We start from the raw sequence: 11,547 nt of genomic DNA on the forward strand, positions 1-11,547 counted from the left end.
GAATTCTTGGTCCCGAAGAAGATCCCTCCGGTACTGCACACACTAAGCAGTGGGTCCCACTTAGACCGCCCCCATGGGTCCCGCTTAGGTTGACATAGTCAGTCTCCAGACCAACCCCATACATGGTGGCGATCGAATTCAGCGTGTCACCGGACTGAACCGTGTGACTTGAGGCGCCGGTCACCACCTCGGGTTCGGCGCTGGCGCCGGTCGGGGCCGGCGCAGCAGTGCTGGCAGCGGCAACCGCGGCGGGCTCGTTGGCCGTGGCAGAGGCTTGGGCGGGGGCACCGACCCCGAGCAGCAGCGCCGACGCCGCCGCGAACGCGGCAGCGGGACGGCCCACTCCCCCGGCGTGGGAAGAAACAGCCTTCGACACGGACTTCAGCCCGTGGGTGAGAGCCGGAGTGGCACGGTGGCGCGCTGCATGAAAATTTTCGGACATGTTGATAACCTCTCCCAATGCCTGCGGGGTGAGCTGTCGGATGCGGATGGGAGTCACCCGGCCGGAGATGACCCAGATACCTTTTTTTGATCTGGGCCTCGTGCGGCTTAACCCCTAGGGCCCCATGGGGGCCCGATGATGGTTCCCCCGCCTCTGCCAGATGGACGTTGCAAACGGACCTTGGGATAGTGGCAGAGCTAGGCAATCTATCTAAGGGTGCTTCCCCCGCCTCTGCCAGATGAACGTTGCAAACGGAACCTTGCGATAGTGGCAGAGCTAGGCAATCTACCCAAGGCTGCCGCCCCTCATGACGGGTCACGGCACGACTTCCACGCTAACTCGCGCCGACTCTGATTGTCACATTATGGTCACGAGACCAAGGGTGGGGTAGGTCGTGGTCGAGGATGTCGTAGTCGGCGTCGGTGCGGGGTGCAGCGATTCGGTGGACCCACTGTGCGACGGAGGGGCAAGCGCGCCGCCGAGCGGGTGCTGCCGATAATGGCTATGGAAAGTGGGGACTGCACTACCAGCTCCCACTCCCCCATTCTCCAGCTTTCCTCGCACCGAGGAAAGCCGATGGAAGATGCTGTGCACATCCAACACTCACCCAGAGTGAGCTTCTCCGTATCAGGGACTCGGTGGGTGTGGGCCGCACGGTGATTCACCAGTTTTCCCACTGCGTAACGGGCCGATCGCTGCCGGCGTCGACGACCATGCAGACGGGGAACTGGCGGAACATACCCGCCGTCCAGGTTGCTATACAAGGCGATGACAAGACCCCAGGAACTGGACCTGACCACTATCTCTCCCACACGTTTGTGGGTCCCCAAACACGTGATGATCACCCGCGCTGCAGCGGATCTACCGCACACAGCAGAAATCCTCAGGCGTTGCGAGCGCGCCGGAGTCGACGACATCCAGTTTCTCCCCGGAAATGCGCTGACAGGCCTCCGCGGCGCCAGTGAGCGCGAGACATACGCATCCGCGAAGAACACTCTTGCGGTGGTCGTGGCCCCTCCGAGCACCCTCAAGCCGCAGCCGATCCCGCCGAGCGCTGACTGGCGCATCGACCTTGCCAAGGGTTGCCCCGCTCACTGCCAGTACTGTTACCTCGCCGCATCCCTCCAAGGGCCGCCGGTGACCCGCGTCTACGCCAATATCGACGATGTGCTGGATGGCATACGCACTCACGCCGGCAAGGGTTCCATCACCAGTGGGACCCTCGAGCGCGGTGACGAGGGTATGACGTTCGAGATGTCCTGCTACACCGACCCACTCGGAATCGAGAGCGTGACCGGTTCGCTTGCTGCCGCGATCTCCCGCGTCGGGGCAGGTGAGTTCGGCAGCGACGTGCAGTTGCGGTTCACGACGAAGTTCGACGACGTCGGCGAGTTGGTGACCCTCGATCATGGGCGTAGGACGCGGATCAGGTTTTCGGTCAATGCAGCAGAGGTAGCGAACCGCTTCGAAGGCGGAACCGCGCGAATGCCCGCCCGGCTTGCCGCTCTCCGCGCGGTAGCGACCGCCGGCTACCGGGTAGGTCTGACGATTGCACCGATCATGCCCGTGCCTGACTGGCGGGAGCAGTATGGCGCACTGCTGGATGACATCTCCGAGGCAGTCGCCGGCATCGACGGCCTCGATCTCACGGCCGAGATCATCACGCACCGCTTCACCCCCGCGAGCAAGGCGGTGTTGCTGGGCTGGTACCCAAGGACCAAGCTCGAGATGGACGAGGATGCGCGGAGCCAGAAGCGTTCAAAATTCGGCGGAATCAAGTACGTGTACCCGAAGCAAACCATGACGGAAATGCGCGAATGGTTCACGGAGGAACTGGAGCGGCGCCTACCGGCTGCCCGACTGCTCTACTGGACGTGAGTCGCAAGCCCTGGGCCCAGGCAACCAGTTCATCGTCATCGGACAGGTCGTGTGCTTGCGGGTTTACGGGCGGCGCCCGGTGCCTGCGAACTCGTCCTTGGCTTTCGCGTTCACCCGGCCAGTGCTTCACACCGTCCGAGTCGCGTAAACTCCCACCCGCGTCCGCGGCTCGTCGAGGTCTTGAGAAATCCTGAGTGCCGTTGCCCTGTCAGCTGGTCGAATCCGCACATCGTCATGATTGCCGAATCGTCTGCCACCGGACCTCAGACGTGCTGATCGATGAGGATGACGTTTCCGTCGGGGTCGGTCATCATCAGGGCGGCCGGCCCAATCCCCGATTCGTCGGCCTCCAGCGTCGGCCGGATCCCTGCTGCCCGCAACCGACCCTGGATTTCACGTACATCAAGGAATTCTTCAAGTGGCGCACCTTGCTCATCCCAACCCGGGTTGAATGTCAGCAAATTGCCCTCGAACATGCCCTGAAACAGACCGATGGTCGCCGACCCGTTGCGCAGGATCACCATATTGTCGGCGGTAACGCCCGGAAACAGCACAAAACCGAGTTGTTCATAGAAGGCACGGGACGCGGCCAGATCGGCGACCGACAGGCTCACGGAGAAGTTGCCAAGCGGAAGATTTGTGGTGGTCATGCCGAATATTCTACCTACGGCCGCCTCCGCTGGCTTGTCGGATGCTGCGGAATCGGAGTACGTCGTCCGCTTGAACGATGTTGTGGCCACGTGCTGGCGCACATCGACTCGCGGCTCGGACTCGAACGCCGTCCCGCGATTGCAAGCACCGGCACTGGAAAGTCGTCTCACTGTCAGCCGCATCTCACCGGAGTGGAAGTGTTTTCCGAGGCACGCCGAGCGGTAGGTGTGCTCGGGTACGTCGGGATCAGTGCGGGCACCTCTTGACCGATGGACAGTAGGACGTTCGAGGGACGACAGTCAGCGGGTCTGCAGTCGGATGTACGACGTCGGGCGCGCCGTGTGGTGGACTTCGAAACCCACCGGGGGCTCTACACCGCGCTGACGGCCACGCGATCCGTGCTCAGGTGTACGACTCGTCACTAACGGGTGAACACCTGTTGAACGGATCGCGGAACGGTACTAGGCTTCTGTAGGCCCGAGAACGGGTTGATGTCAAGGGTGTTCGGTGAACACCCGGCATCCGGAACGCGAGGTGTTGCATGTCCGGCCGGATTTTTCACGTGACCCGAAGGGTCGGCGTCGTCGTGGGACGCATCTTGGTCTACGTCCTGATCTGGGCGGGGCTCGCCCTGCTCACCGCCGCCGTCGGCATCCGTTTCTACTGGGGCGAAATCACTGTGGGTCAGATGCTCCTGAACCTCGTCTCTGTGGAAACCGACGGCGGCGGCGGAGCCCTCGTCTGGATCGGCATCCTGGGGATCGGCGTCGCGCCCCTGCTCATCACCGCCGGAATCGCCCTGTGGCAGTACTTCCGGCGCCGCAAGCGCCCCCGCCATGGCGACGGTATGCGTCCTCGTCGCTCGCAGTGGATCATGCGCACCATCTCCACCGCCCTGGTGGCCGCGGTGGTCGTCGGCGGCACTACGGCCTTCGCCACCACGGTGGACGTGCGGGGCTACATCGAGGCGGGGAACTCCAAGTACGACGTCGGCGACTACTACGTGGAGCCGACCGTCACCAGCGACAAGCACAAGCGCAACCTGGTGCTGATCTACCTCGAGTCCGGCGAGGCCACCCTCGCAAACGACCAGCTCTTCGAGAAGGACGCGTTCGCACCTTTGAAGGAGGCCACCAAGGCCTCAGACGGCTGGGAGAGCGTGGACGATTTCCAGCAGTACACGGGTGGAGGCTGGACCATGGCCGGCCTCGCCTCGACGCAGTGCGGCGTCCCGCTGAAGGGTGTGGGCTCCTCCGCGGACAGCGGCGCCGCCAACGACCCCGGCGACGACGTCGACACCTATCTGGGAGGGTTGACCTGCCTGGGCGACGTGCTCGACGAGCACGGCTACAAAAACGTCTTCCTGGGCGGCGCCAACGCATCCTTCGCCGCGAAGGACACGTTCCTGAGCAGCCACGGCTACTCCGAGGAGAAGGACCTCTCTGACTGGCGCGCCGCCGGCGAACCGGAGGAAAACTTCCGCAGCGACTGGGGCCTCAGCGACGAACGCCTCATGGCCCACGCCAAGGACGAGATCGACGCGCTGCACGCCGAGGCGGAGAAGACCGGTCAGCCGTTCAACCTCTCCATGCTGACGCTGGATACACACGAGCCGGTGCACCTCTTCGACTACTGCAACGTGGATACGCAGAACGAGGTCACCTCCGTGTTCTCCTGCTCCATGACCCAGGTGGCCGGATTTGTGGACTATATGAAGGAGAAGGGCTACCTCGACGACACCGCTGTGGTGATAATGGGCGACCACCTCAAGCACATGAGCGCCGGCGACGCTTTCCACGAGCAGCTGGACAACAACGACAACCGCACCATCTTCAACCGGATCTGGATTCCGGGCGAGGACAAGAACAATAAGCCACGCCCCCGCATGGACCAGCTGAGCATGTACCCCACGATCCTGGAGGCCGCCGGCCTGACCCTGGAGGATCATGAGGCCGGGCTGGGCGTGTCCGCCTACGCCTCGAAGATCCCGGACGGTTCAGCGCAGGCAATGGAGCCGGATCCCTATACCGAGCTGCTGGACTCACGATCCTCGCAGTTCTACTCGGAGGCCTGGGCCGGCGGGGACGCCGCGCAGTAGCACTGTCCGTTTGCCCGACGGCGCAGTTCGGCCCACCCGCGGGCACGGCCTCGAAGTCCCGATCTGAGTAGGCGACGATCCACGTCCCTCAGCGGACACCGGCGTGGTTCTCGACCCGATTCATCTCGATGAGCTGAATTAGGTTGCCGCACGTGTCATCAAAGACGGCCACGACGGCAGTGCCGATGTGTGTCGGCGGCTGCGTGAACACCACACCCTTGCGGGTCAGCTTGGCGTGCTCGGCCTCGATGTCCTCGACAGCGAACTGAGCCAGGGGGATGCCGTCTTCGACAAGGGCATCCCGGTAGGGCTTTACTGCCGGGTGGCCCGACGGTTCCAGAAGCAGCTCCGGACCGTCAGGTGATTCGGGCGATACAACGGTGAGCCAGAAGTCATCGCCGAGGGGGATGTCATGCCGCTTCGTGAAACCGAGCACGCCTGTATAGAAGGCGAGGGCCGCTCGCTGGTCGTCGACGAACAGGCTCGTCAGGGCAATTTTCATTGTTCGCTCCTCTTTTTGGTGGGCCATCGTCCGGTGATCTGGGCGAGTGGCTCGGGGTTGAAGTAGTGGAACTTGGAACGTCCGCGCCGCTCTGTCACGACGAGGCCGGCCGACTCGAGCACACCGAGGTGCTGTGAGATCGCCTGGCGCGTGAGGCTGAGCCCATGCCGCATCGTCAGCATGGAACAGATCTCGAACAGGGTCTGACCGTCACGCACTGACAATTCGTCAAGGACGACGCGCCTCGTCTCATCGTCGAGAGCTCGGAAGACATCAACCATGAATACACTATAGGCAAGTCTCTGCTTGCATATCAAGGTAAAAGCCCGTTCCTCAAACGGGACGGCGGCAGCGCCACGGCCCTGCTCGGTGGGAGTAGGTCATTTTGGGAGCCAGGCACTTGATCTAATGGTGGAATGACGTCGCGAACATTCGCCACCCTTCCAAAGGCCGTAGCCGGCGATCGTGTCGCAATCCTGTCTCCGGCGTTTGCGGCACCTGCTGTGTCGAACACTATCCACGGGCAGGCGATGAGACGTCTGACGGAAGCTACCGGTCTGGTGCCGGTGGAGTACCCGACAACGCGCCAGCTCGGCGCAAGCGCCCGGGACCGGGCGACCGACATCACTGCTGCATTCGCCGACCCAACGATTCGAGCAGTACTCGCAACAATCGGTGGTGACGACCAGGTCACGGTCATCAAGCACATCGACACTGAGGTGCTTGCCAAGAACCCCAAGCCGTTTCTCGGATACAGCGACAACACGAACCTGCACAACCTCCTGTGGAGCCTGGGTGTCCCGAGCTATTACGGAGGCTCGACACAGGTACATCTAGGAGCGGGACCACACCTCGATCACGTCCACCTGCTCTCACTTCGCGCTGCACTGCTGGAGGGTGGAGTCATTGAACTGACTGACCCAGGAGAATCGGAAGACTTCGGCATCCCCTGGACCGACCTTCGCGCTCTCAGCGAGTTCGGCGTTCGCGAAGCGACCGAGCCGTGGACATGGGCCGGCCCGAACGCCATGGTGGAAGGTCGGTCCTGGGGCGGTTGCCTGGAAGTAATCGATCAAATCGCGGTCGCTGGTCGAATGCCTTCCGTGGCCGACCTCAGGGGTGCAATTCTGCTGTTCGAAACAAGCGAGGAGCTTCCGAGTGCGGACGAAGTGATGCGGTGGGTGCGGGCTCTCGGGGAGCGGGGGATCCTCGAGGTCGCTGCAGGTGTTCTCGTCGCCCGCCCTCCTTCAAGTGGGCTGGGGCATCCGGTCCCCGATGTCGACAAGCGCGCTCAGCTGCGTGCCGCGCAGCGCGAAGTAGTCATCGAGCAAATCACCCGATACAACTCGGATGCGGTTGTTTGCGTTGGAGTACCGTTCGGTCACACCCGACCGCAATGGATTGTTCCGCACGGCGGTACCATTCGACTCGACGGACTAGCCGGAACCGTTACCGCCAGCTACAACTGAAACCATTCCCTGCTGCGCGTCGCGAAGGACAAATGGGACAATGAGAGAGTGATTCGTGCCCTGAACCTGCCAGTGTCCCTCATCGCCAGGGCGGGTGACCTCACACTGCGGAGGGCTTCCGACGATGATCTCGGAGTTCTCATGCTCCTCCTTGCGGATGATCCGATCAGCGCTACGCGAGGCGATAAGGCTGACGCTTCCGATACCGCCGCTTACCGGACTGCTCTTGCGGAAATTGCCACAGACCCCGCCAACGACTTACTCGTGATGGTCAACGGGAAGGACGAACCCTTGGCTACCATGCAACTCACCCGGATACCCGGCATGGCCCGACGCGGCTCCACTCGGCTCCTGATCGAGGCCGTCCGTGTCCGCAGCGATAACAGGTCGAGCGGCATCGGATCAGCCATGATGGGCTGGGTCACGGGAACGGCAGCACCTGCCGTAGGAGCTGCCCTCGTACAACTTACGTCCGACGAGGCCCGGCAGGACGCCCACCGCTTTTACGAACGGTTGGGATTCATCGGCTCTCACCGCGGATTCAAGTACCAGGTGCAATAAGGCCGAGACCGCGCAGCTGCCGTGCCGCGATACGCAACCGGCTCATGGACAGGCAGCTGCCTTGGCTTTTGCATCCGGCAGGATAAGAACCGTGAATCTCGAACTGCGTCCCTGGACGACTGACGATACTTCCGCTCTGCTAGGAGCGCATCGAGCGAATCCGAATCTAGAGCACCAGCCTTTCCCGTCCTGATGAGAACGCTTCCGCTGATCAGTCGAGGTTAGGCTTCGGATATGCCGGATACCGTCGAAGGGGCCCTTCAAGCTGCGGAGTTGGCTGTATTCGAGCGTAGGTCGCTATCGCTTGATGCTGCGGCAGCCGCAGGTCTGCCCGGCCGTTTCGAACGACTGCTCGGGCGAAGGTTACGAACCGGCACCCCTGCGACCCATTGCGTACCTTCGCCCGAGCACCAGTCCACAGGTGGAAAGTTCAGTCCCTGACGAGTGGCGAATCCATGAAGTTCTCACCAGGAAGGATGCAGAACTCTTTTTGGACCTCCTTGTCGCCGGGTACGCGGGGTCAAGTGGGGTTGCGGCATTGATCCGGGCGGAGCACGCCCTCCCGGTGGTTCGGAGTTTCATCGCTTCCCGAAACGATCAGCCTCTCGCCGCGGCGGCCATGTCCCTGCACCCGACCGGAGCCGTACTGGGCGGGGCGTCCACCCTCCCGTCCGCGCGAGGTACAGGAGCTCAAGCCGCCCTCCTGACACACCGGCTTCAACTGGCGACGAACTTCGAATGTCCCTTGGCGACGGCTACAGCAGCTCCCGGAACACCAAGTTTCCGAAACCTTGCCAAGCTGGGATTTGCCATCGTGGAACGAACAGCCTGGCGCTTCTACGGAACCGCGCGCATCGCCAGCTAGCTGCTCAAATGCTCGCAGGTTTCAACGGCGACCCGTCTGCGCAGCGCTCCAGCAGTCGCTTCGGAACGTGCGACAGTGATTCACGAGAGGGTATTTTCCTCCATCTGGTCTGGTCTTTTCCTGATCTCGTCCCTGTGCGATCCTATGAGGATGAGTGAGAACAGGGAGCGTCCGCCGGTTCCGGTTGCTGGTCGTGACCATCGGCCAGGGGCCCACAGGCATGATACGGGAGCGTTATCTACTGACCAGCTGCGTATGGTGGCGAAGCGGCGCAGGGAGGCCGAGGAAAAGCTCCGGCAGCACCAGCAGCAGGCCCGGATCAGAACCGCGAAGGGCCTTGGCCAACAAACCGAGTGACCTCCTCGGTACGTTGGCGGTGGGACGCCGCGTCAGGCCGGAGCAGGCCGGACGCGAACGTGCGCCCGCGGCGCGAGTGGATCCTGGCCGCGGAGGATACGCCCAGCGGAGCTAGAGGCAGCGGGGCTGGTAGCTCGGGTTGGCAGGTCCAGGCTTGCTGAGGGCGTGGGACACGAGTTGGTGCACCGCAGGATCGATGGGGGCCTGGTCGTGTTCGATCAGGTTGAGCGGGCACTTGTCCTGGAGCAGGATATTCGTGACGTGCTTGGCGGGCCCGGAGAGGAACTGACTCTGGTAGGGGGTCACTACCTCGTCATACTTCGTGGTGATGACGGTATAGGCAGGGCCCGTCACGGTGTCGCCGATGGAATTCAGCTCTGCCAGAAACGGTGAGCCGGCCTCCTGGTCAGCGCACGCCTGGCAGAGGACCCCGGAATCGTCGGTGCCCACCGGCAGGTCGTCAGGCGCGGGAGTGCTAACTCCCTCTGTGCCGTGGTTCGACGGCGCAATGCCGACAAGGTGGTTCACCTTCTTGGCCCCGCCCAGGAAACCCAGGTAATACCGAGGCATCATTCCGCCCTGACTGTGGCCCACTACATCGACTTTCCTGGTGCCCGTGGCCTTCAGGACCTCATTCACGAAGGTGGCCAGTTCCCCGGCGGAGTCCGCCACCGGACCGGTGGCGTCGATTCCATTGGTGGTGCCGTAGTTGAGGGCAAAGACGCAGTAACCCTGCTCTTTCAGCACCGGCGACAGCGTTGACCAGTTCTTTAGCATGCTCTCGAACGTGCCGGGAACAAGGACCACAGGGTAGGGATGCTCGGCGCTCGGCTTGCATGACCAGTCGTTCGCGCCGGGCGGGGAGACATCGAGTGCGTCAGCTGACGCGGGCGCCAGCCCGGTGAGGCTCGTGGCCGCGATGGCCGCTGTTGCAAGAACTGCCGACAGTCTGAACTTCATGCAGAAAACCTCTTCGTTTCAGCGGACCCCATAGCCTGCCCAACCCTAAGGGCACTGAGGGATGACTGCAAGCAATCTTCGAAAGCGCGGGCTCACCAGGCCCCTAGGACACCGGCAAGGCGCGATGTCTGCCTGCCGACTTCGCCAGTCTCGACGGCCACCAGATGTTCGGCCCGATGTCGTACGCGAGCGCCGGAATCAGCAGCGACCGCACCAGAACCGTATCCAGCAGCACGCCGAAGGCCACGATGAAGGCAATCTGCGCGAGGAATAGGATGGGGATGATGCCGAGCGCCGCGAACGTCGCGGCAAGCACCACACCCGCCGACGTGATCACCCCGCCGGTCACACCCAACCCACGGAGGATGCCGGGCCGGGTACCGATCCGCAGCGACTCCTCGCGCACCCTCGTCATGAGGAAAATGTTGTAGTCGACCCCGAGCGCCACCAGGAACACGAACCCGAACAACGGCACCGAGGCGTCAGCACCCTCGAAGCCGAGCAGGTTGTTGAACACCAGGGCCGACACCCCGAGCGCCGTCGCATAGGACAGCACCACGCTCAGGATCAACAGCACGGGCGCGACGACGGCCCGCAGCAGGAGCATCAGCACCACCAGGATGACGGCGAGCACGATCGGGATGATCTTCCCAAGGTCCGCGAGCGCGGTGTCATTGGTATCCACGGCCACAGCGGTCACGCCGCCCACCAGGGCGTCGGGACTGGCGTCGTCGAGCGCGGTCCGGAGGCTCCGCACCACATCTTCCGCTTCCTCGGAATCTGCCTGGTATTCGAGTGTCCCGCTGATGAGGACACGTCCGTCTTCGACGACGGCGGCTCCGGCCGGGTCTGTGGTCACGGTGGCTTCCGAAATGCCCGGCTCGGCGCCGACGATGTCCAGGACCGCGTCCTGGTCCACTTCGGGTGCCACGACGGCGATCGGACTGCCGGCACCGGCGTCGAAGTGCCGCGCGAGCGCATTCTGGCCATCGACAGCATTCGACGGAGCGAGGATCAGCGCCGATTGCGGTACCCCGTTGGCCTGAAGCTGGGTAAGGCCGAGCGCCCCGGCGCAGAGCACCAGCACTGACGCGATCCAGACGAGGCGTGGCCGATGCGAGATCAACACGGCGATGCGCTTCCATACCCCGCGTAACCGCTCCGTTCCCCGAACGGCGGTAACGCGCACCGCAGTCGAGGCCGCCGCACCGGACTCCGCATGCACTTTCGGACGCAGTGGCCAGAAGGCTGCTCGGCCGAAGATCAGGAGCAGCGTCGGCAGGAGTGTCAGTGCTGCGGCGAGCGAGAAGACGATGCCGATGGCCGCGATGGGGCCCAGGCTGCGGTTTGAGTTGAGGTCGGAGAACAGCAGGCAGAGCAGTCCGAGAATCACGGTGGCCCCGGAGGCCGCGATCGGCTCCACGGAACCGCGGTACGCCACCCTCATGGCATCCCATTTCGACTCGTGCTCGCCCAATGCCTCCCGGAAGCGCGCCACCAGCAGCAGCGCGTAGTCGGTTGCCGCTCCGATCACCAGGATCGAAAGGATGCCCTGGCTCTGGCCGCTGAGCTGAATCCAGTCCCACGAGGCGAACGCGAACACGAGCAGGATCGACGTGGCCAGCGCGAAGACCGAGGTCAGCAGCACGAGGAAGGGCAGGACCACCGATCGATAGACGGCAAGGAGGATCAGGAACACGGCTCCCAGTGCCACCGCGAGCAGGATGCCGTCGATCCCGCCGAAGGCACTGACGAGATCGGCGG

General features: G+C 63.3%; 10 protein-coding genes and 1 riboswitch. Of the genes, 4 read left to right on the plus strand and 6 right to left on the minus strand.

Annotated elements, in window-relative coordinates; translation table 11 throughout:
• On the minus strand, positions 1-442 hold a 442-nt coding region (locus Y704_RS24080; protein WP_155850370.1), incomplete at its 3' end, for a LysM peptidoglycan-binding domain-containing protein.
• A gap of 4 nt (positions 443-446) precedes the next feature.
• Positions 447-656: riboswitch (cyclic di-AMP (ydaO/yuaA leader) on the minus strand.
• A gap of 554 nt (positions 657-1,210) precedes the next feature.
• Between Y704_RS24080 and Y704_RS0113135 the strand changes: the two genes are divergently transcribed.
• The gene (locus Y704_RS0113135; RefSeq protein WP_051477042.1) at positions 1,211-2,320 is read left to right on the plus strand and encodes a spore photoproduct lyase family protein; all 1,110 of its coding nucleotides are present in this window, start codon (positions 1,211-1,213) and stop codon (positions 2,318-2,320) included.
• A 263-nt stretch (positions 2,321-2,583) separates the two neighbouring features.
• Here the strand turns inward: Y704_RS0113135 and Y704_RS0113140 are convergent, their stop codons facing one another.
• Positions 2,584-2,970 carry a VOC family protein gene (locus Y704_RS0113140; protein ID WP_035772769.1) on the minus strand — a complete coding sequence of 129 codons (387 nt, stop codon included), beginning with the start codon at positions 2,968-2,970 and terminating at the stop codon, positions 2,584-2,586.
• A gap of 587 nt (positions 2,971-3,557) precedes the next feature.
• On the opposite strand from Y704_RS0113140, the gene Y704_RS0113145 reads away from it, so the two are divergent.
• Positions 3,558-5,069, plus strand: coding sequence for an LTA synthase family protein (locus Y704_RS0113145; protein WP_253904336.1), 1,512 nt, complete (start codon positions 3,558-3,560; stop codon positions 5,067-5,069).
• An 88-nt stretch (positions 5,070-5,157) separates the two neighbouring features.
• Here Y704_RS0113145 and Y704_RS0113150 read toward each other — a convergent pair whose 3' ends face one another.
• Complete coding sequence (locus Y704_RS0113150) at positions 5,158-5,571, minus strand: VOC family protein (protein ID WP_026550461.1); 414 nt, start codon at positions 5,569-5,571, stop codon at positions 5,158-5,160.
• The gene (locus tag Y704_RS0113155) at positions 5,568-5,852 is read right to left on the minus strand and encodes an ArsR/SmtB family transcription factor (RefSeq protein ID WP_026550462.1); all 285 of its coding nucleotides are present in this window, start codon (positions 5,850-5,852) and stop codon (positions 5,568-5,570) included. The genes Y704_RS0113150 and Y704_RS0113155 overlap by 4 nt, the downstream gene beginning before the upstream one ends.
• 135 nt (positions 5,853-5,987) lie before the next feature.
• On the opposite strand from Y704_RS0113155, the gene Y704_RS0113160 reads away from it, so the two are divergent.
• A complete protein-coding gene (locus Y704_RS0113160; protein WP_026550463.1) occupies positions 5,988-7,040 on the plus strand; it encodes a S66 family peptidase in 1,053 nt (350 codons plus the stop codon).
• 48 nt (positions 7,041-7,088) lie between these two features.
• The gene (locus Y704_RS0113165; RefSeq protein WP_026550464.1) at positions 7,089-7,601 is read left to right on the plus strand and encodes a GNAT family N-acetyltransferase; all 513 of its coding nucleotides are present in this window, start codon (positions 7,089-7,091) and stop codon (positions 7,599-7,601) included.
• Positions 7,602-8,934: 1,333 nt separating this feature from the next.
• Here the strand turns inward: Y704_RS0113165 and Y704_RS0113180 are convergent.
• Together Y704_RS0113180 and Y704_RS21225 are read right to left on the minus strand one after the other, a co-directional pair.
• Positions 8,935-9,783, minus strand: a complete 849-nt coding sequence (locus tag Y704_RS0113180; RefSeq protein WP_026550465.1) for a lipase family alpha/beta hydrolase — start codon at positions 9,781-9,783, stop codon at positions 8,935-8,937.
• Between the two features lie 103 nt (positions 9,784-9,886).
• Positions 9,887-11,547 (minus strand): MMPL family transporter (locus tag Y704_RS21225; protein ID WP_035772771.1); only part of this gene is annotated, 1,661 nt, incomplete at its 5' end.

This window comes from Arthrobacter sp. Br18 (assembly GCF_000520555.1).
Lineage (GTDB): Bacteria > Actinomycetota > Actinomycetes > Actinomycetales > Micrococcaceae > Arthrobacter_D.

Excerpts from the sequence above, each read along its gene's own strand:
- Y704_RS0113150 (WP_026550461.1), bottom strand. The coding sequence starts at position 5,571 with ATGAAAATTGCCCTGACGAGCCTGTTCGTCGACGACCAGCGAGCGGCC.
- Y704_RS0113180 (WP_026550465.1), bottom strand. The coding sequence starts at position 9,783 with ATGAAGTTCAGACTGTCGGCAGTTCTTGCAACAGCGGCCATCGCGGCC.
- Y704_RS0113140 (WP_035772769.1), bottom strand. The coding sequence starts at position 2,970 with ATGACCACCACAAATCTTCCGCTTGGCAACTTCTCCGTGAGCCTGTCG.
- Y704_RS0113135 (WP_051477042.1), top strand. The coding sequence starts at position 1,211 with ATGACAAGACCCCAGGAACTGGACCTGACCACTATCTCTCCCACACGT.
- Y704_RS0113160 (WP_026550463.1), top strand. The coding sequence starts at position 5,988 with ATGACGTCGCGAACATTCGCCACCCTTCCAAAGGCCGTAGCCGGCGAT.
- Y704_RS0113155 (WP_026550462.1), bottom strand. The coding sequence starts at position 5,852 with ATGGTTGATGTCTTCCGAGCTCTCGACGATGAGACGAGGCGCGTCGTC.